This is a genomic window from Paeniglutamicibacter terrestris (genome assembly GCF_012271785.1).
Taxonomy (GTDB): Bacteria; Actinomycetota; Actinomycetes; order Actinomycetales; family Micrococcaceae; genus Paeniglutamicibacter; species Paeniglutamicibacter terrestris.
Genome location: NZ_JAAWVT010000016.1, coordinates 1 through 20,118, shown reverse-complemented (window position 1 = coordinate 20,118; position 20,118 = coordinate 1). Strand labels below are relative to the sequence as shown.

At 58.9% G+C, this 20,118-nt stretch carries 16 protein-coding genes; 9 read left to right on the top strand and 7 right to left on the bottom strand.

What is annotated here, in order from left to right; genetic code table 11:
* Positions 1 to 55: 55 nt before the first annotated feature.
* The gene (gene hutH, locus HED64_RS19190) at positions 56 to 1,618 is read left to right on the top strand and encodes a histidine ammonia-lyase (RefSeq protein ID WP_168153549.1); all 1,563 of its coding nucleotides are present in this window, start codon (positions 56 to 58) and stop codon (positions 1,616 to 1,618) included.
* Between the two features lie 87 nt (positions 1,619 to 1,705).
* On the opposite strand, the gene HED64_RS19185 is transcribed toward hutH, so the two are convergent.
* Positions 1,706 to 2,380, bottom strand: coding sequence for a DNA methyltransferase (locus HED64_RS19185; RefSeq protein ID WP_245326111.1), 675 nt, complete (start codon positions 2,378 to 2,380; stop codon positions 1,706 to 1,708).
* 195 nt (positions 2,381 to 2,575) lie between these two features.
* On the opposite strand from HED64_RS19185, the gene HED64_RS19180 reads away from it, so the two are divergent.
* The gene (locus HED64_RS19180; protein ID WP_168153548.1) at positions 2,576 to 3,232 is read left to right on the top strand and encodes a LysE family translocator; all 657 of its coding nucleotides are present in this window, start codon (positions 2,576 to 2,578) and stop codon (positions 3,230 to 3,232) included.
* Positions 3,233 to 3,289: 57 nt separating this feature from the next.
* Positions 3,290 to 3,895, top strand: a complete 606-nt coding sequence (locus HED64_RS19175) for a HutD/Ves family protein (protein WP_168153547.1) — start codon at positions 3,290 to 3,292, stop codon at positions 3,893 to 3,895.
* Positions 3,896 to 3,927: 32 nt separating this feature from the next.
* Here HED64_RS19175 and HED64_RS19170 read toward each other — a convergent pair whose 3' ends face one another.
* Positions 3,928 to 4,194, bottom strand: a complete 267-nt coding sequence (locus HED64_RS19170) for a hypothetical protein (RefSeq protein ID WP_168153546.1) — start codon at positions 4,192 to 4,194, stop codon at positions 3,928 to 3,930.
* A gap of 128 nt (positions 4,195 to 4,322) precedes the next feature.
* Entirely contained in the window at positions 4,323 to 5,225 is a 903-nt protein-coding gene (locus tag HED64_RS19165; RefSeq protein WP_168153545.1) for an N-acetylglucosamine kinase, read from the bottom strand.
* A gap of 341 nt (positions 5,226 to 5,566) precedes the next feature.
* On the opposite strand from HED64_RS19165, the gene HED64_RS19160 reads away from it, so the two are divergent.
* The 3 genes from HED64_RS19160 (at position 5,567) to HED64_RS19150 (ending at position 7,702) form a co-directional block, all read left to right on the top strand.
* Positions 5,567 to 6,184 carry a glycoside hydrolase family 38 C-terminal domain-containing protein gene (locus HED64_RS19160; protein WP_168153544.1) on the top strand — a complete coding sequence of 206 codons (618 nt, stop codon included), beginning with the start codon at positions 5,567 to 5,569 and terminating at the stop codon, positions 6,182 to 6,184.
* A 168-nt stretch (positions 6,185 to 6,352) separates the two neighbouring features.
* Entirely contained in the window at positions 6,353 to 6,730 is a 378-nt protein-coding gene (locus tag HED64_RS19155) for a hypothetical protein (RefSeq protein WP_168153543.1), read from the top strand.
* A gap of 369 nt (positions 6,731 to 7,099) precedes the next feature.
* A complete protein-coding gene (locus HED64_RS19150) occupies positions 7,100 to 7,702 on the top strand; it encodes an HNH endonuclease family protein (RefSeq protein WP_245326110.1) in 603 nt (200 codons plus the stop codon).
* Between the two features lie 439 nt (positions 7,703 to 8,141).
* On the opposite strand, the gene HED64_RS19145 is transcribed toward HED64_RS19150, so the two are convergent.
* Both HED64_RS19145 and HED64_RS20005 read right to left on the bottom strand, forming a co-directional pair.
* Positions 8,142 to 8,402, bottom strand: a complete 261-nt coding sequence (locus HED64_RS19145; RefSeq protein WP_168153582.1) for a GlsB/YeaQ/YmgE family stress response membrane protein — start codon at positions 8,400 to 8,402, stop codon at positions 8,142 to 8,144.
* Between the two features lie 1,734 nt (positions 8,403 to 10,136).
* A complete protein-coding gene (locus tag HED64_RS20005) occupies positions 10,137 to 11,432 on the bottom strand; it encodes a hypothetical protein (protein ID WP_168153541.1) in 1,296 nt (431 codons plus the stop codon).
* On the opposite strand from HED64_RS20005, the gene HED64_RS19710 reads away from it, so the two are divergent.
* From HED64_RS19710 to HED64_RS19125, 3 genes are all read left to right on the top strand, one after another.
* The gene (locus HED64_RS19710; RefSeq protein WP_342590782.1) at positions 11,413 to 13,131 is read left to right on the top strand and encodes a biotin carboxylase; all 1,719 of its coding nucleotides are present in this window, start codon (positions 11,413 to 11,415) and stop codon (positions 13,129 to 13,131) included. The genes HED64_RS20005 and HED64_RS19710 overlap by 20 nt on opposite strands.
* Positions 13,132 to 13,251: 120 nt before the next feature.
* On the top strand, positions 13,252 to 15,153 hold the full coding sequence (locus HED64_RS20220) for a serine hydrolase domain-containing protein (RefSeq protein WP_342590781.1): 1,902 nt from the start codon (positions 13,252 to 13,254) through the stop codon (positions 15,151 to 15,153).
* A gap of 70 nt (positions 15,154 to 15,223) precedes the next feature.
* Positions 15,224 to 17,953 (top strand): aminotransferase class I/II-fold pyridoxal phosphate-dependent enzyme, encoded by a 2,730-nt coding sequence (locus HED64_RS19125; protein WP_168153580.1) that lies wholly within the window; start codon positions 15,224 to 15,226, stop codon positions 17,951 to 17,953.
* A gap of 41 nt (positions 17,954 to 17,994) precedes the next feature.
* On the opposite strand, the gene HED64_RS19120 is transcribed toward HED64_RS19125, so the two are convergent.
* Entirely contained in the window at positions 17,995 to 18,483 is a 489-nt protein-coding gene (locus HED64_RS19120; RefSeq protein ID WP_168153540.1) for a universal stress protein, read from the bottom strand.
* Between the two features lie 52 nt (positions 18,484 to 18,535).
* A complete protein-coding gene (locus HED64_RS19115; RefSeq protein ID WP_168153539.1) occupies positions 18,536 to 19,723 on the bottom strand; it encodes a TerC family protein in 1,188 nt (395 codons plus the stop codon).
* Between the last annotated feature and the right edge of the window lie 395 nt (positions 19,724 to 20,118).

Here is a 20,118-nt window from a genome sequence, read left to right as displayed (position 1 = left end):
CGAGATCCGGCTCACACAAAACCTCGGAAATTCCCCCTTCCAGAAGGAAAAACTCATGAATGCCAGCATCACCATGACCACCGGCGCGCTGAAGCCCGAGGACGTCGTAGCCGTTGCACGCCACGGTGCGCAGGTGGAATTGGGCACCGATGCCCTGGCCGCCATCGAGTCCTCCCGCACCGTGATCGACGCATTGGTCAACGACACCGTCCCGCACTACGGCGTCTCCACCGGCTTCGGCGCGCTGGCCACCAAACAGATCCCGATCGAATTGCGCGCACAATTGCAGCGCTCACTGATCCGCTCCCATGCTGCGTCCTCCGGGACCGAGGTTCCGCGTGAAGTGGTCCGCGCACTGATGCTCAACCGGCTCTCCACCCTGGCCACCGGCCGCACCGGCGTACGGCCCATCGTGGCAACGACCTATGCGGCCATCCTCAACGCGGGCATCACCCCGGTCATCGGTGAATATGGTTCGCTGGGTTGCTCGGGCGATCTGGCCCCGCTCTCCCACGCGGCTTTGGCCTTGATGGGCGAGGGCCCAGTCCGCGACGCCACCGGTACCGCCATGGACGCCTCCGAGGCACTGGCCGCGGCCGGCATCACCCCGGTGGTCCTGGCCGAGAAAGAGGGCCTCGCCCTGGTCAATGGCACCGACGGCATGCTCGGGATGCTGCTGATAGCCTCCGCCGACCTCCACGCGCTTCTGTCCATCGCCGATCTGTCGGCAGCCATGAGTGTCGAGGGGCTGCTGGGCACCGACGCGGTCTTCGCGGAGGACTTACATGCCCTGCGCCCGCATCCCGGGCAACGCGATTCGGCCTCCAATATGCGCCGGGTGCTCGCCGATTCCACGCTCATAAGCGAGCAAAAGTCCGGCGCCCATACCTTCACCCGGGTGCAGGACGCCTACTCGCTGCGTTGTGCCCCGCAGGTTCACGGGGCCGTGCGCTCCACCCTGGCCCACGCCGAATCCGTCGCCGCCATCGAACTGGCCTCGGCCATCGATAACCCGGTGGTCACTATCGACGGGCGGGTCGAATCCAACGGCAACTTCCACGGAGCCCCGATCGGCTACGTGCTCGACTTCCTGGCCATTGCCGTGGCAGATCTGGCCTCGATCTCGGAGCGACGCACCGACAGGTTCCTGGATAAATCCCGCAACCACGGACTTAATGCCTTCCTGGCAGATGACCCGGGAGTGGATTCGGGGCACATGATCGCCCAGTACACCGCCGCGGGCATCGTTTCAGAGTTGAAGCGTTTGGCCGTCCCGGCCTCGGTGGACTCCATTCCTTCCTCGGCCATGCAGGAAGACCACGTCTCGATGGGTTGGCATGCCGGGCTGAAGTTACGTAAGAGCATCGACGGGTTGGCTCGGGTGCTGGCCATCGAGCTACTCACCAGCGCGCGCGCCCTGGATATGCGCGATGGCGGTCTGGAATCTTCGAAGTCCTCCCCCATCATCACCGCGGTGCGCCGGCAGATCCGCACCCGCGTCGAGGGCCCGGGCACCGATAGGTTCCTCTCCCCGGAGATTGAGTCCGTGTTCCAGATGGTGTCCGACGGTTCACTGCTGGCCGCTGCCAATCACGCGGCAGCTACCCCGCTGGCCTAAGCGCCCAGCCCACGGATGGCCCGGCCTCGGGCCGGGCCAAGGACTTAGCCCGAGGTGAGCATCGTCGGAGCTGTTAGCGCGCCTGGATTATTTGCCCCGGCCGAGCGCTGGCCGTTGAAACACGAGCAACGCATCGGCCACCAGATCGTGAGGGTAGCTGTCCCACACAATCTCGGTGACTCCTACGAACGTGAGATATTGCTCGAGCACGCGGGTGCAATCGCGGATCAGGTGGGTGGTGAGCCCCATGTGGTGGATGTCCGCTAGATTCCACACCACGAACCCACCGGGAACCACCGCGAGCGCACATTGGGCGGCAACGAGGCCAAGCTCCGCCAGGTAGCGGTCGTAGTCTCCGTTGTCTTGCTCATAGGCGGTGAGCGGATCGGCCTCGTGATTCTCCGCTGTCATGTACGGCGGCGACGTGAGAATCAGGTTGATGCTCCCATTATTCTGGGGCGGTTGCATCCGGCGGATAATCTTCAGCAATTCCCGCGCATCACCTTCGATGATCCGCGCCTTGGGCACGTGCTCTTGCAGGTATTGAGCACGCTCGGGCAACAGCTCAATACCGATCGCTTCGCGCCCCAGTGCAATGGCCCGCTCGAGGGTGGTCCCAAAACCCGCGAAGGGATCAAAGACCACATCACCAGGTTTGCTGCAGCGCGTAATGACGTGATCCACGATGGCTGGGAGCATGTGTACGTCTTCGTCGGCGCCCACCGGGCGCTCGGTCAGAAACCTCTGGTGCGCGGCGGTCAATTGCGCATCCAAGGGGGACGAAATGGGTCTGCTCCCGATGAAGGCTTTTTGCACATCTCTCATCATGCGAAGTTTACTCGTCGAGCCGGAGCACCCGGGGCGGATGCCTGTTGAGTCCGGTAGACAGCATCTGGATTCGTGCACATACTCGTAAGTGGATTCGGTACCAAGCCGGGCGCCGCAGATAATGGACTAATGCCTCTTTCTTCATTGCTCGGTTTCGCTGGCGTTGCCCTCGTAGTGGTGCTCGCCCCGGGACCCGATACCTTCTTGGCGCTGCGCTACGCCCTGAATAGACCACGCAATGGTGTTGTTGCGGCGCTGGGCATGATGGTGTCCATCATGGGCTGGGCCATCCTGGCGGGGGTTGGCGTGGCAGCACTGCTACTGAAGTACCCGGCCATCCATCAAGGCATTGCCATTGTCGGCGGAGCCTACCTGCTGTATCTGGGCCTCGGCTCGTTGATCAAGGCACAATTTTTGGCTCGCTCCACGGCCGCAACCGCGCGCACCACCACCCGAAACATCGCGCTCACCGATGAAATCTTTACCCTCGGTCAGTCCTTGCGCGCCGGAGTATTATCGTCGGCGCTGAACCCTAAACTCGGCTTGTTGTTTCTGGCGTTGATGCCGCCGTTCATCCCGGCCGGATCCCCCATGCTCGCCTCGGCGCTCATCCTCGGCGGCATCTTTGCCGCCATGGGATTTAGTTACATGATGATCCTGGTGGCCATCGCTGCCAGAGCCATGGCCTGGTTCAAGAGTCCATCGGTGGGGATTTGGCTCGAACGTGTTTCTTCCGGAGCCTTGGCCATCATGGGTGCCGTGGTGCTTATCGGTGCCTTCATCTAGTTCCTCGTCCGTGCCTAGAACCGGGAAGCGGATCTCACTGCTACTAGACTTCACTTCATGACAACGACTAACGGCTCCCTGACCACCGGAACCATTCTGCATCTGGCCGATTCCGAAAAAAGGAAATGGGCGCACGGTGAGATCCGTGAGATCGCTGCCGGGACGTTGGACGCCGAGATGATGTTGCACCCATCCACGGACGCTCACTGGGACTGGCGACTCAGCGTCGCCTCGATCGAGCAAGCCGGGGAATTCACCCCGTACGAGGGCTTCGATCGCACACTCACAGTCATCGCCGGGGAACTACTCGAATTGGGCATCGACGGAACCACCCAAGCGGTGGAGGCCATGCGACCACTGAAGTTCTCCGGGAACAGCGCCGTCACCGCCGCACTGCCCACCGGGGATGTACTGGCGCTAAACGTCATCACGCGCAGTAGCGCGGTCCGCGGAAACGTCCGCATCGTGGAGCTGTCCAAAAAACGCGAACAGCATCTCTTCGGGGCACAGTTTGGTGTGCTGATTCAGGGCAAGGCCGTCGTGCTGCAAGAAGATTCGGAACGTGCCCTTGAGGTACGTGACACCGTCATTGGCGGAGAAGACGATTCTCCGCGCGTTTCCGGCCGGGGTTTCCTTGCCGTGGTGTCCCTCGACCTGCCATAACGCCGGGGCCGAGGGGCTCCAATTGCTGTGGACTACTTGCCGAGGCCGGGCTTAACCGGGACGAAGCCGACGGCGTTCTTGCGGTGAATGCTCGGGACCGGATTATGCGAGAAACCCTTGGCATCCATGCCGTTGCGCAGACGGAAATCGGCGAGCGCAGCGTTGTAGAGCTCGTTCATCTTGCCCCCGGTGGTTTCTTCCTGGCTGCCATCGGTGAACGTGATGGTAATGGCCGTCTTCGAGGGGAAGATGCGGCTCATTCGGACGTTTCCGTCGGTGTCCTGCTTGAGGTTGATCATGTGGTGCCTTCTTTCGTGAACGAGTATTCCCCTAGTCTTCACCATGAATTCAGGATTCCTCCGCTCGCCACCAGATGAAGAGGTATTTCTCTCCCTCTGCCGTCCCCCGGCTCAGGACCGGTGATGTTCTACGGCGAGGATTCCGCGGCGAGGAAGGGGACCCCGAAAACCGGATCCACCTCGAGGAAGCGGATGTTCTCGAACCCCTGTGAGCTCAGCGCAGCTCGAAGCCGCTGCTGATACACCGGTTGGTACATGCCTAGTCCTCCCCCGATGATTACCGGACCGTGGATCCCAAGAATCATTGCTAGATCTCCCAGCGAGGCAACCACGTGGGCTACCGCCGCGTCGATGATTGTTGAGGCGCCGGGATCTGCGCCATCGTTGGCCGTGAAGACCAAGGGTGACTGTTGAGCCCAGTGGCGTCTGTCGGCATCCGAGTGAAAGCGCCCGATCAGCTCCTCGGCACGGGTCACCTGGTTGGCTTCGAGGACTAGTCGCGAAAGTAGTGAAGGGGGTTGCTCGCGGTTTGCTTCGCGCAAGATGAACCGCACCGCTTCCCGGCCCATCCAATAGCCGCTGGCCTCATCCCCCAAGAGGTAGCCCCATCCACCGGATCGCGCTTCCTTGCCCTCGGCGTTGATTCCCCAGAAGGCAGAGCCCGTACCCAGGATGACCGCCATCCCTTCAGCTGTTTGTCCCGCGGCAAGGATCAGTCGCGAATCGTGGACGACGCGTATCAGTGCCGTGGGGGCATGGGTGGCGATCAGTTCTCGGAGTCGTTCTGCGTCCTGCTGTGTGTCGATGCCCCCAGCCCCGGCGATCACCATGTCGATGGCTTCAGAACCGAGGGATTCAAACACCTCGGCGAGGTTTTCGCGGGCGGTATCGAGGCTGACGTTTTGCGTGTTGGCACTGCCGCTTTTAGCCTCGGCAATGACTTCGCCGTTCAGCCAGCGCACACCATGAGTCTTAGTTCCACCGATGTCTAGCCCCACCAAGGCATGGTGCGGGGTATCTGCAGGATTCATGGCTTCCTTTACTCGTGGCTATTCACGGTTCTACGGTGTGGTCTTTGCCGACTGTCGTCCAGCCACCATTACATCACCGGCGACTCGAGGGCCACGGTCAGCAGCGCGCGGGGACCAGAAATGCTTAGCCCTTGCTCCGGCTCTGAGCATCCACAGCCAACGATTCAAGGACAGGGGGCACAGCCTTGTGGGCTCGGTAACCGTCTAGAGAATTTCTCGGCCGCCTGCAGCGGCTCGGCTGGCAACTCGCTGACCCAGAGCCCCGCTCGGAATTCGTCCACCGGCTAGGGCGACAATAGGTGAGAAGGACGACGCTGTGTCACCCGCATGAGACACGAAAGATGTGTTGTCAGCTATCGTTTCGGTGGTGGACCTGTAACACTCGTGCCGAGCATTCGACGGCCGAAACCCAATTCGGTTACCTGCACCGGCCCACTCACGTGAACACCAGCTGGGAATCCGCCAAATTTGAAACGTCCATGCACAGACTTGTTCTCATCGAAGAGCCGGGATTCGGCACAGCGCTGATCAACGATTCGAGCTACGGCTACGATGTCACCCGCGAGGCCTCCGACTCACGCGTCACCACCACCATGAGATTTTCTCTACTCCGCGCCCCACGCTTCCCTGACCCGCACACCGTTCAAGGTCCACAGCTGCACCGTTATGGGTTGCTGATTGGTACCGATATTGTCTCGGCTACCGAAGCTGGGATCGCCATGAACATCGCTCAACGCACGGTTGCCGGTGAGCATGGTTTCGATCCATTGGTGGAACTCTGCGGTGCGGGCGTGCTGCTCTCCAGCGTGAAGTTAGCCATTGATCGCAGCGGAGATGTGGTCATTCGAATCTACGAGGCACTGGGCCGCCAGGCATCCAGTGTTGTGCGCATCAACGCAGAGGTTGCGAAGATTATGACCGTCTCGCTTCTTGAGGACCCGTTGCCCGATGCTTCCTAGATCGAAAAAAGAAGCTGGGCACAACACGCACGCAGTGGAACTGCCCCTGGGCGCCTTCGAAATCCGATCTCTTCGGGTGAGGCCAAAACCATGAGATCCCGAGTTCTTCCAAGGATGGACTAGTAGACTTCGATTTTTGTTCTGTGAGGGCTGAAAGGTTTCCAAGCCATGGAATACGACGACATCGAGCTACTGGCTTCTTGTGTCTTGGCGGTGATCCCTGCGGGAATGCTCGTGCTGATCGGCCTCGTGGTGCACAAGCGAGCATCGGCCGGTGCACTTGGGAGGTATACCCTCATCGGCATCATGGCATCACTTCTCTACGCTTTCATTGCACCAAGTGTCGCCATGGCATTTGTTCCACCTCCTTATGATCCATACTTTGCTGGCGGCCGTGGGCTAGATTTACGCGGAATGCTATTAGTTCTCGGCTCATGGGTCGGAGCAACCCTCGGCGTGGGAGCAACCTTGATCGTTTTCGGCGTAACTAAGGCACTGAGCTGGAAGGCTAACCGCGTGGCCGATACTGCAGCCCTTAACGACTGAGGTGGGCGAAATTACCTTGGACGCGGCCATCGCGTGAGTCCCCATGTTGAATCCGAGAATCGTGGTCCCGAGCGAGTAATCTTTTGAGCTGATAGCCGGCAGATTCTTGTCGAACGCGAGACCCGTTTGGAGCGATAGGTGCAAGACCGTGGTCGGTCAGCACCCTCAATACGCATGAAGCACAAAAGCATCACGAAGACCCTAGCCCTATTGGCCGTTACGGTGGCAGCCCTGAGCGGATGCGCCGAATACGCATCGCACGCGGGAAATGTTTCGCCTTCCGCTTCTGCCACCACCACTACCAGCAGCACAGATCGGTCCTCCAACGGGGTAGGACCATCATTGGATGGCCCGCTGGCCTCTGGAGTCTTGGCCAAGCTCACAGTTAAGGGCAAGGCCGCAGCCACCGGCTATGACCGCAACGACAAGTTCGGAAACGGCTGGAAAGATCCGGACGGCAATAAATGCGATGCCCGCCAGGACATCTTGTCCCGCGATATGACCCGCCTGAGCTACAAGGACGCCAAGAAATGCACGGTGGCCAGTGGACGTCTAGCGGACCAATACACCGGAAAAACGATTAATTGGAAGGTTAATTCCGGCAGTGTTGATATCGACCACGCGGTGGCCTTGAAAAATGCTTGGATATCCGGTGCGCAGAAACTCCCCCAAGACCAACGCGTCCTGCTGGCCAATGATCCACTCAATCTCATGGCATCAGAGGCGTCTGCCAACCGCTCTAAGGGATACAAAAACGCCGCTGAGTGGTTGCCACCGCATAAGTCTTTTCGTTGCCAGTACGTGGCCACGCAGATCAGCGTAAAACGCAGATACTCGCTTTCTGTGACGCAGGCAGAGAAAGACGCGATGTCAAAGGTTCTTCGAACGTGCCCGAAACAGAAGGCTGCCAAGGTCACTGTGCTGAATTCTGAAGCGAAAACAGAACCTGTTCGAGCTACGACGTCAAAGTAATCGCTCCGAATCTGCCGTCCACGTCCCCATGGTGACGTATGGGATCCTCCGTTTTCGGAGTTCGGCTGTACTTCGTGAGCTCGGAGCACAGCGAGTCCAATTTCCGTCTAGTCGACAGGCTGACTCGTGCCCTGCCGCTTCGTTCCCGTCGAATAGACATGCCATTTATGCGCAGGCTTTCTCGCTGCACTTTCTCCGCAGACAGCGCCTGTTCCAGATAGTCGCCAGGTTCGGAATGAGCATTACGTAAGCGTGTCAGGGGTGCGGGAAGACTGTCACTGATCGCACCGAGTACAAAAAGGTTGATGTGCGCAGTGGGCCTTTGCGTTCGCCTATATCCCTTGCTATACCCCCGCGTAGACAGTCAAAGGGTGCACGTAACAAGAAGGCGAAAGAGGCCCCAACCTCAAAAGGTTGGAGCCTCTTTCAAATGCACTTACTATGCCCGCTTGCGCGTAAACAATCCCCAAAGAACGAGGACAATCAACGACCCGCCAATAGCGAGCAACCATGTCGACAGTGACCAGAACGAGTTGACTCCGACATTGAATAATGCCGAGCCGATCCAGCCGCCAAGAATGGCGCCAACTACGCCGAGCACCAAAGTAGCGATCCATCCGCCACCTTGCTCACCTGGCTTAATCGCTTTCGCAATCGCACCGGCAATCAGGCCTAGAACAATCCAACTAATGAATCCCATGACTTTTCTCCGTTCGGATGAAGTGACGTCGTTCAGCATCAGGATAGCGATGCACTCGGAAGATCTTACCGGCTGATGAGAGACTGCGGATTCGAAACACCACCATCGAAAGGGTGATTCAAACAACACCGACTAATCATGAAACCCCGATGCATTAGTCAAGCGAAGGAAAGACGGTCCCGTCCCAGCGTGCCCCGAACTTTTCCAGAGGACCGAAACCCTTGGCTGCCCAGACCAATCCGAACGCTGAACGGTTCCGAATGGTCAAAGGTGACGCATCGACAGAAGGCTTCATGGGGGCGTCATCTGTCAGCCAAGGCGGTGTCACTCACAGTGCCGCCTTGGCGCCGACCCCACCGCTTGACCCTACCGCGCTGCGGGCGATGGTCTCATCGTACGAGCACCACTGCCAGCACCGAGACGTGAGCCTTCCCTCATCAACTGTGGCGGCGTTTTTTGCCAGAGTACTACTCTATTATTCCGGCGCGGCAACGCCGTTTGATTAGGCCGTTTCCGTTCACCAGTAGCGTGCATTTCCCGGCCAAGTCACCTAGCTCTTCAGGTCAATGGTGGGCTAGGACTTCACCGATGATCTGCACCAGTCTGCGGTAGAACCGCGAAACGCTGGGCTGCCTTAGGCCAAAGAGGTCCGCGACCATCGACTGGATCACATTCTGCCTCAGCCATAGCAGAAACAGCAGCGCTTGCCGGTAGAGCCCCCCAAAGTTCGCGGTCTGCCGCACGTCCCATGGCTGACTGGGAACAGAAAGCAAGGACGCGGGGGACGCATGCCGCTAGTTCGACGTTCTGTTCGCTGGGCATGCCTTCAGGAGGGCGGGTAGCGCATCGACTATCTTTCCGGTTATGTAGCGCTTAGACAACTCCATTAGTCCAAGAGAAAATGCCGAACTACGCTAAACGGAACATCGACGACAAATATCGATAAATTTGGTTTTTGAACTAATTTAAATATTAACCAGCATTTCTACCGCAATAAATCCTAAGACACCTCAGACTCGGCCATCACTAATTCACAAAAGTCCGTACACCGCATAACCCAGACACATGGGTGGCACACAGAATTGCTTACCTTCCCAGGTTCTTGAGTCAGACAATCTACGGTTCAGGACGATTGTTCATCTGGTGTTTTAGTTCCAGAGAAATCGCAGAAATGAGCCAGCATGGCGGCCGAAACGAAACTGTCGCTTCAAGACTTCAACCCAAAATTCTCGTCACGCTCAAAACAGAACAATGAAACGTAATAACAAGTCAGCAATTACTTGCAAGTACAGAGTCTTCTCATTTCGCAAAGCGTCAAAACTTAGTCACATACTGACTTTTTTCAAAACTGTCCCGTTTCGTGATCGCCGCCACCCCCCCTTTGCTCGATGGCCTGTGACTGGCGGTCACTTGAGTACGCTCGACGCCCCCTCCACCCCAACAGCAGGGCGAGTTATCCCACGTCAGATTCGATATTCAATTCCTTTCGATCGCGAGCTAGACAGCTCGAGACCTGGGCGCTTTCCAGCTCACCAGAGACTACGCGGTGACCCAATTCCCAATTCTTCGCGACCACTGCACACCTTGACAGTCTCCTTGCGTACATTTTGTGTTCACGGGATTCAAATAGGCTAGCGACACGTGATGAAGGAGTTAGTGAATCCTAATCAGTCAATTTGCGATGCCCTCTCGCGAAAAGACTTAAGTGGATGGTGATTGTCATATTTTTCGGATTCAATGCACTTCGCATACATACGAAAAACGTTTGAATCGACGATCAACGCGATTTCCGCCATTTACTACAAGATTCAACAATTTCTCTAGGAACAGGAGTAGGACAATGACCGCACGCGCGAACAAGAATGGCAAAAAGATTGGCCAGTCGACCCAGCTCAAAAAGGTCGAGGCTAAGCCAACGACCGTAGAAACCCCGGCGGCCGGCAGTGTTGGCCCTGCGACGAGTTCAAAGTCCGTCCCTGCTACGGCAGAAACTGTTACTCCTTCCCAAGCCACAAGTACAAAGTCGACGTTGACTTCCAGCATCAACGCCGAAAAGGTACCAAACACGACGTCTTCGAAGGCGGTTGGATTAACTACCCTGGCGAGTTCGCTAAACCAAGCTGCGAAAGTTTCACCAAAGTCAGCAACCGAAAAGCCGACCACAATGAAAAAAGCAGAAGCGGCAACGCCTTCGAGCAACAAGCCAAGCGACACCGAGGTAAAGCCAGCGACGGTTGCAGCCACGACGGCATCCGCTACCAAACCGTCTGCAACCAAGACCGTGGGCACTGCGGCTAAGAGCTCAACCACGGCTGCCTCCACTGCAGCAAAGCCTGCGGTAACCACCGCGACAGCGACAGCGGCTCGAAAGACGACAGCCACCAAAACTGCGACCGCCTCTGCTGCCGCCGCGACAAAGCCAGCAGCAACCACTGCTACGGCAGCAACGGCACCAAAGACGACAGCCACCAAAACTGCGACCACCGCTACTGCCGCCGCGACAAAGCCGGCAACGGCTACCGCGACAGCATCAACGGCACCAAAGACGACTGCCACCAAAACCGCAACCGCTGCTGCTACCGCGACAAAGCCGGCAACGGTGACAGCACCAACGGCGTCGAAGACGACAGCCGCCAAAACTGTAACTACTGCCGCAACCAAGGTCAGCACCCCAGCTGCGCCAGCTTCCAAGAGCACCACCGCAGCTACAAAGCCGGCAGCCGCCACCTCGACAGCAGCATCGGCCACAGAGGCTCCCGCAGCCAAGACCACGTCTATCGCCGAATCCAAACCAGCAGCGACCAAGACCGCCGCGACAGCGACGAAGTCGGCAGCCACAACTTCGGCCGCCACAAAGCCAATTGCAGAAAAGACCACAACGGCACCGAAGTCCGCAGTCACCAAGCCCGCTGCGGCTAAGGCCCCGACCGTAGCTGCTGGCACCACGGCCAAGACCTCCGCAACCAAGCAGACAGTTGCTACCCCATCGGTCACTAAGGCAGCCACCGTGGTGTCTGAAAAACTCGCCACGCTGAAATCAGCAGCCGAGCCCACGTCAAAGATTGCGTCGGACAGCAAGGCCCCCGCAGCAAAAGTCATCACTGCGCCCGCATCGAAGGCAAAAGAGGCTGACGCGCCGATTAGCATCACGGAATCCGATCCAATGCCTCGGGCAACACCAAGCGGCCCAGAGGCCCCGGAGGCCACCGTCGGAACCGACGCCGCCTTCGCCCCAACGGTTCCAGCCGAAACGGCCCTGCACACGGTGCGAAACATCTCCGAGGTCCGCCACTTCTTCCGCACCAACGATGTACCAGTCTTCTTTATCGGTGCCACGCCGTTCAACCTGCTGGGTCTTGACCGATGGGTGCGCAACTTTACCTACATCAGCTACTACGATGCTTGGGATGGTGCGCACGCTCGGGTCTTCACCCCGGTGAACAAGCCTTACAAGGAATTCGGGTCGGGCGAAGAAATCAACAACTGGCTACTGCTCAACCCAGAGGTCAGGTCCCGCATGACGAAGGACCTGCGTCCCGGAGTGCGCCCGAAGGTGGCCATGGTCTTCTTCGATGCAGAAACCGAGCACATCTGTGAGGAACTCGGTTACGATCTGATCCTGCCGCCGGCCGAACTGCGCTCGCGACTCGATTCCAAGATCGTGACCACGCAGCTGGGCAACGAGGCCGGCGTTCCGTCGGTACCCAACGTATTGACCACCGGAACGGATTGGACCACCCTTCGCAAGGTGGCAGATGAGTCCGGGCTTGGTAAAGAATTGGTAGTCCAGACGCCGTACGGTGACTCCGGCAAGACCACCTTCTTCATCGCCAACGAGGCGGACTGGGATAAGTACAGCTCCGAGATCATCGGTGAACAGATCAAGGTGATGCGCCGGATTAACAACCTACCGGTGGCCGTCGAAGCCGTGCTGACACGCTCCGGAACGCTGGTGGGGCCCTTCCTCACCGAGCTTGCCGGTCACAGCGACCTGACCCCGTACCAGGGTGGATGGTGCGGCAATGAGATGCACCCGGATGTCCTCACCGCCACCCAGCGCACCCGGGCCACGGACCTCGTCCAGCGCATGGGCGATCGCTTGTCGAAGGAAGGCTACCGCGGCTTCTTCGAGGTCGACGTTCTGGTGGACACCGACACCGACGAGGTTTACCTCGGCGAGCTGAACCCGCGCATTTCCGGAGCATCGGCCATCACCAACGTGACGGCCGGAGCCTATGCGGACGTGCCGTTGTTCCTCTTCCACCTGCTCGAATACATGGACGTGGAATTCGATCTGGACATCGACGAAATCAATGCACGCTGGGAAGCGCTTTCGGGTGCCGATGTGTGGAGCCAAATGATCATCAAGGAAACCTCCGAAACGGTCGAATTGCTCACCGCCACGCCCGCCACCGGCCAGTATCAGCTGGACAGCAACGGCGCGTTGGTCTTCAGCCGTCCCGCCATGGACTGGCACATGCTGCAGAACGAATCCGAAGCGTTCTTCCTGCGCATCTACGGTCCCGGTGACTACCGCTGGAAGGGTGCGGACCTCGGCATCTTGGTCACCAAGGGTCGTCTTCAGGTCGAACGCAATGGCTCCACGCAGCTGAGCATCAGGGCTAAGCACTTCATCGACAGTGTTCGTGCCGGATTCACCGGATTGCCGTTGAGCGCCACGGAGCCGGTTGAGGCCACCGCGGGGATCGGAGTAAAAACCCAGTGGTAAGGTCCACATAATCGCCGCTGCCTCGGAGCAGCACTGAGAAGCTGCATCATTGCAGAAATTGAAAACCGCATCAGGTGGCCGTCATCGGCCGCAATGGTGCGGCATTGGAAGGATACGTCAGTGGAGAGCACCAATTCAGATTCCGCCCCAACAGTGGTGGACATGACAAACTGGCAGCTGCCCGAGAACCTGCGATGGTCCTTCCAAAATATTGCCGAGTTCCTGCCCACCGCGCTAATTTCGCGGGGGCAGGGGCCGGCCTCGGCATTGCCAGCATCACCACGCGAACTCGGCTGCATCTCCTTGCCCTCGGCTTACGCCGAGGAACCGCCCATGACCGTAGATTCCGTCATGTGTGCAACGGACACCGACGGCTGGATGCTGCTCCACAAGGGCCAGGTACTCACCGAGTCCTACTTTGGTGAAATGGCACCGGAAACACCGCATCTTTTGATGTCGGTGAGCAAATCCTTGGTCGGTACGGTCGCCGGTGCCTTGTGCGATGCCGGACTGCTTGATCCCGATGCCACGTTGACCAGTTACCTGCCGTCGTTGGTCGGCAAAGGATACGACGGGGCAACGGTCCGCAACTTGCTGGATATGCGTTCGGGCATCACCTTTTCCGAGGACTACCTCGACCCGCAGGCCGAAGTGCGCATGTTGGAAGAAGCCATTGGTTGGGCACCATCGACCGATCCCGGCATCATCGGCATGTACACCTACCTGAAAACGCTCCCGAAAAAGTGGGAGCACGGTGGAGTTTTCGAATACCGTTCCTGCGAAACGGACATGCTGGGCTGGATTTGCGAGGTGGCCGGAGGCGCTCCGATGCCTATGCTGCTCTCGCACCTGTTGTGGGGAAAGCTGGGGGCCGAATTTGATGCATCAATCGGCATCGACCAATTCGGCACGGGCATGTTTGATGGTGGGATCAACGCGTCGATGCGCGACTTGGCCCGCTTTGGTTCCCTCTTTGTCGGAGACGGCACGTCGCTGACCGGCGAGCAAGTACTCTCCGAATCATGGATCGAGCAGACCCTAGCCGGAGCCTCGGATTCTCGCACTGCATTCGCCGACAGTCCTGGTGATAACCGTATGCCCGGCGGAATGTATCGAAATCAGATGTGGTTCCCGTATGAGGGAAACGACGTCGTGGTCTGTCTGGGCATCCATGGACAGATGATCTATATCAATCGTCCTGCCCAGGTCGTCGCAGTTAAGCTGTCCAGCTGGCATTACCCACAGGATGCCTTCAAACTTTTCTCTACCCTGCGCGCGTTCGACGCGATCTCAAAGACACTCTTGAGCGAGCAGACAGCCGATTCCACCGCAGGGCAATCTGCCGAAGCGGCAGTTGAGCAGCCCTTCGCCGCCACCGCTGCGCAGCCTGCTGAACCGGTAGCCGACCAACCCGTGGATTCCGCCGTCGAGCTGCCCGTCGAACCGGCAGCCATGCAACCTGCCGAACCACCGGTCGCACTGCCCGTCGAACCAGTTGTTGAGCAGCCCCTGGAACCAGCAGCCATGCAGCCTGTCGAACAAGCCATCGATACCGCCGCGCAACCCGTGGAACCAGTTGTTGAGCAGCCCCTGGAACCAGCAGCCATGCAACCTGCCGAACCACCGGTCGCGCTGCCCGTCGAACCAGTTGTTGAGCAGCCCCTGGAACCAGTAGCCATTCAGCCTGCCGAACAAGCCATCGATACCGCCGCGCAACCAGTGGAACCAGCCGTTGCACAGCCTTTCGAACCAGCAGCCGCTGCGCAATCCTTCGACCTCCCGGTCGCATTACCTCTCGAATCACCAATCATGCAACCCTTCGGCACCACCACCGTGGAACCCGCCGAAAAACCGGTCGAGCAACCCTTCGACCCCACCACCGCGCAACAGGTCGAGAGCAACGTCGCTCCCGATTCTGAGCAACCGGGCGAAGCACCCTTGCCCGTGGACCCCGATCACCCGTCGTACCTGCCCTTATTCTCAGTCCCTCGAGTACACCCAAATCCGTACTCAGGGTCCTGAAATAACGCGTTGGACCCACGACGCTCCCTTGCTGGCCCGCCCTAGGAATAGAACAGAAGTGAAAGTACCAATGGCCAAATCCGATACCGACGAATATGCAACACCTTCCAGCGTTTGGCGCCTGCGCACCGACGCGTGGGAATACCTGGGCTATGCAGCAAAGGCGCTGCCGGGAACCAGTGACCCAGGAAATTCAGAACGCGGACTGCTGGCCGAAGTCATGCGCCAGCTGCGCGTTTTGGAGGCGGTGGAAACGTACTGGGCCGTGCCGGGCAAGGCGCATGTGCTCGAACTTCGCGCCCTGATCCAAGAGGGTGACTTCGTTTCCGCGCTTAAGCTCATTGAGACGGTAACCCGTGGTTTTACCCGGTTCCGTCATGAACTTGAGGGTAAAACCATATCGTCCGATCCGCAGATTGAAGCTGCCGAGCCGGGGGCTCTCGCCATTGCCGATCGACGACCGCGCTTCGAGGTCCTCGTCGTTGACGATGTTTCGGCCACGGTGCGTGAGGAACTCATTGCCGAGATGGATAGTCAGCGTCGGGAATCCGACCGGTTCATCTACCAAATCAATGTGGTTCCCAGCCTCGAGGACGCGCTGATTGCCGTCCTGCTGAACCCCACCATCCAGGCCTGCATTTTGCGCCCAGGCTTTACCGTGACCGCTAGGCACACCCCGGGTGAAGACCTTCGCAAGTTCTTGGACGGGTTCATCAGCCCGGATATCTCCACCTACGCCCCCAAGGCGCGCATCCTGGCCCTGGCCGACAAGCTCAAGGAGCTGCGCCCGGAACTTGATCTGTACCTGGTGGCGGACGTTTCCATCGAGGAGTTGGCGGGTTCCATAAATCGCCGGTTTGTTCGGCTCTTCCGCCGCGAAGAGTCAATGGAATTGCATCTCTCCCTCGTCAAGGGTGTAGAAGATCGCTTCCGAACTCCGTTCTTCGACGCCGTTCAGCAGCACAGCCGCCGGCCCGCTGCCGTCTTCCACGCCCTGCCCATCTCTCGTGGCGGCTCGGTGGTGAATTCCCGGTGGATCAAGGACATGGGCGAGTTCTACGGACTGAACCTGCTCCATGCCGAAACCTCCGCCACCTCCGGCGGACTTGATTCCTTGCTTGACCCGCGCAGCACCATTCGCGACGCTCAGGTTCTCGCTGCTCGGGCCTTTGGTGCCCGCCGGTCCTACTTCGTCACCAATGGCACGTCCACGGCCAATAAGATCGTGCACCAATCCATCCTGGCACCGGGAGATGTGGTCATTGCCGACCGCAACTGTCACAAGTCTCACCACTACGCCCTCATGCTCGCTGGCGCGCAGGTTGCGTACGTGGATGCCTATCCGTTGGACGAGTTCTCCTTCTACGGAGCCGTGCCGTTGAAGACGCTCAAGGGCATGCTGCTTGATTACCGTCGGGCCGGTCGCCTGGACGAGGTCAAGATGATCACGCTGACCAACTGCACCTTCGACGGCGTCGTTTATGACGTCCAACGCGTGATGGAGGAATGCCTGGCCATCAAGCCAGACTTGGTCTTCCTCTGGGACGAGGCATGGTTCGCTTTCGCCACCTTCCACCCCATCTACCGGCGGCGCACCGCCATGTCCGCGGCGGCAACGCTCGAGGAGAACTTCCAGGACCCGGCCTACATCGCCCGGGCCGAAGCCCAGCGTGCCACGCTCTTTGATCAGTCCACGGGTGAGCCTCTCGATGACGAGCTGTGGCTCTCCACCCGGTTGCTGCCGGACCCCAAGGTGGCCAGGTTGCGCGTGTACGCGACGCAGTCCACGCATAAGACCCTCACCGCGCTGCGCCAGGGTTCGATGATCCACGTTTATGATCAGGACTTCAGCAGCCAGAATCAGGAAACGTTCAGCGCTGCGTACATGACTCACACCTCGACCTCGCCGAACTACCAGATCCTCGCGTCCCTGGACATCGGCCGTCGCCAGGCCGTGCTGGAGGGTTACGAGCTGGTTCAACGTCAGGCCTACCTGGCGCAGTCGGTGGCCCAAGCTGTAGCTCGTCACCCCTTGCTCAAAAAGTATTTCAGGGTCCTGACCACCCACGATTTGATCCCCGCGGAGTACCGAGAAACCACCCGTCCCATGCCGCTGCGTGACGGCATCGCCGCCATGGACGAGGCCTGGCGGACCGACGAATTCGTGGTAGACCCGAGTCGCTTGACACTGCATATCGGGCGCACGGGGGTTGACGGTGACACGTTTAAACACAAGTACCTGATGGACCTGCACGGGATTCAGGTTAATAAGACCTCCCGAAACACCGTGCTATTCATGACTAACATCGGGACCTCACGCAGTGCCGTCGCTTATCTGCTCGACGTTCTGGTCAAGCTGGCGGAGCACTTTGATGCCCAGCAGGCAGATCTGGGACCGTCCGCGCTCAAGGCGCGGGCCCGCACGGTAGCGGCACTGAGCAGTACGCCGCCCCCGCTGCCGGACTTCAGCCGGTTCGCGGATCGTTTCCGCCGTGGCGGGGATACGATCGACGGCGACCTGCGCACCGCCTACTTCACCACCTACAAGGACGGCACCTGCAGCTACCTGATGCCGAAAGAAATCACCGAGCGGGTTTTGACCGGCGAGGAAGTGGTATCCGCAGGATTCGTGACACCCTACCCACCGGGTTTCCCGGTACTGGTTCCGGGCCAGGTCTTCACCAAGGAGATCCTCTCCTTCATGGATGTCCTTGATACGCGCGAAATTCACGGCTTTGATCCGGAGCTTGGCTATCGGATCCTCAATGATCCGGAACAATCCCCAGACGAGGCTCACTAAGTCCGAGGTAGCTGGCATCACAGATGCCAGCTACCTTTTGCTCAGGGCTTGGAGCGCACCACCAGCACCGGGCATAACGCGTGGCGGACACACTGCTCGCTCACCGAACCCAACAACATTCCTGCCAAACCGCCGCGTCCGCGGGTACCCAGCACCAGCATGCGCGCGTCGCGCGAGATGGTAATCAGGCTCTTGACCGGTGGCGCGTGGACCGGTTCGTAGCTGATGACTACGGTGGGGTGTTTTTCGGCGAACGGACGCACCTTGTTTTCCAATTCGTGCTGCACTGCCGCGGTGAATTCCTCCCAGGCCGGCACGTAACCGAACGTCCATTCCGCTGGCCGTGGCGCCGTGGAGATGGACCAGGCACGCGCCACCACCACGGGTAGTTTGAGTTCGTCGGCCAGTTCTAACGCCATGGACAGCGCATCCTCGGCCCCCTTGGATCCGTCATGACCCACCACGATGCTGCCGGCTGGTGCGGGTTCTGGTTCGTGGTGTGGGAAGGCAGATGCTGATTCGGTGCTCATGATCCTGTACTCCTTCGTTGTGGTGAGTGGTGTGCATGGTGGACGGCAGCGGTTATTTCTTGTCGTACTCCGCGTGCAGGCGATGCGCCTCTGCCACCTGCTGACGAATCGTGGCAACATCTTTGGCCTTGTTGCGGTACTTCGGGTCCATTGCCAGGATCTGGGATTCCTCGGCCGTGAGCAATCGGTAGATGCGTTCGCGCTCCATGGGATCGGCGGTATAGCCCAGATCGATGTAGCTCACGGCATGCCGTCTGGCACTGTTGATGGCTGTTTGAGCTTTCCCTGCCTTGCTCAGCAGAGAGGCGATGACGGTCAGCAGCAGTACGCCGATGATCACACTGAGAGATAACCCGGTGCTGATCTCGATCACCGGAATCGGTTCTCCGTCATTGATGAAGGGCAGATTATTTTCGTGCAGGGCGTGGAGCACCAGTTTCACGCCAATGAAGGCCAAGATGGCGGCCAATCCATAGGAGAGGTAGATCAGACGGTCCAACAATCCGTCCAGCAGGAAGTAGAGCTGCCGCAGTCCCATCAGGGAAAACGCCGTGGCAGTGAAAACGATGTAGACGTTCTGCGTTAGTCCGAAGATGGCGGGAATGGAGTCCAAAGCGAACAGGATGTCTGTCCCACCGATGGACACCATCACCAGCAGCATCGGGGTGAGCGCACGTTTTCCATTGTGAACGGTGAATAGTTTGTCGCCGTCAAAATGATCGGTGGTATGCATAAACCGCTTGGCCAGACGCATGATGAAGTTATTGGACTGATCGGCCTCATGGTCACCCGGCTTGAGGAGATTGCCGGCGGTGATCAGCAGGATCAGGCCAAAAATGTAGAACACCCACGCGTAGCTGTTGATCAGCGCCGCACCGAGGAAGATGAAGCCGGTTCTCGCGAGCAGTGAGAAGACGATGCCGAAGAGCAATACCTTCTGTTGGTCCTCCCGGGGCACCTTAAAACTGGCGATGATGATGAGGAAGACAAAGAGGTTATCAACCGACAGCGCCTTTTCGGTGATGTATCCGGCAAAATACTCGGAGCCCATCGTGACGCCACCGAAGATGAACACCAAGACTCCGAAGATCACGGCAATGCCGACATAGATTGAGGACCAGATTCCTGCTTCCTTCAGCGCGGGCACGTGCGCCTTGCGGATATGGAAGAAGTAGTCAAAGGCGAGTAACGCCAAAATCGCAACGATCGTGATGACCCAGATCAGTGGTGAGACGTTCATGAGTCCCTACTTTCGGACGTTGCTGCCGGTCCCGCGCAAAGCTTGTTCACCCTCATCTCCGTGCACGTTAGCAGCTCGTGCTCACGTCGTGCCCTTCGTGCCGTCAAAGATCAGGATTCAGACGCGGTTCTTTTGACGAAACTAGCACCTCGCTTGGCGCTTTGATAGCCCCCTGGTCGAGGCAAATGGCTCACTCTCCGCGACAGGGCGGGCCTTCGCAGCGGCGCTCCGTCAGTAAAACGAACCATATGGAAGCACTCTCGATCGTTCCCTCCTTCCTTAGTACCCCACGATCGATAGTCTCCGCGGATGCTGGAGGCCAAAAGACCGATTCCCCTAGGGGGCTGCTGCGAATCGGTCCCAATCCCTATCTGGGATCCCTGCCTCGACATTGC

Coding starts and splice junctions, on each gene's coding strand:
- HED64_RS19175 (WP_168153547.1), top strand. CDS start 3,290: ATGACAACGACTAACGGCTCCCTGACCACCGGAACCATTCTGCATCTG.
- HED64_RS19120 (WP_168153540.1), bottom strand. CDS start 18,483: ATGAGCACCGAATCAGCATCTGCCTTCCCACACCACGAACCAGAACCC.
- HED64_RS19125 (WP_168153580.1), top strand. CDS start 15,224: ATGGCCAAATCCGATACCGACGAATATGCAACACCTTCCAGCGTTTGG.
- hutH (WP_168153549.1), top strand. CDS start 56: ATGAATGCCAGCATCACCATGACCACCGGCGCGCTGAAGCCCGAGGAC.
- HED64_RS19155 (WP_168153543.1), top strand. CDS start 6,353: ATGGAATACGACGACATCGAGCTACTGGCTTCTTGTGTCTTGGCGGTG.
- HED64_RS19145 (WP_168153582.1), bottom strand. CDS start 8,402: ATGGGATTCATTAGTTGGATTGTTCTAGGCCTGATTGCCGGTGCGATT.
- HED64_RS19160 (WP_168153544.1), top strand. CDS start 5,567: ATGTGTTGTCAGCTATCGTTTCGGTGGTGGACCTGTAACACTCGTGCC.
- HED64_RS19165 (WP_168153545.1), bottom strand. CDS start 5,225: ATGAATCCTGCAGATACCCCGCACCATGCCTTGGTGGGGCTAGACATC.
- HED64_RS19180 (WP_168153548.1), top strand. CDS start 2,576: ATGCCTCTTTCTTCATTGCTCGGTTTCGCTGGCGTTGCCCTCGTAGTG.
- HED64_RS19115 (WP_168153539.1), bottom strand. CDS start 19,723: ATGAACGTCTCACCACTGATCTGGGTCATCACGATCGTTGCGATTTTG.
- HED64_RS19170 (WP_168153546.1), bottom strand. CDS start 4,194: ATGATCAACCTCAAGCAGGACACCGACGGAAACGTCCGAATGAGCCGC.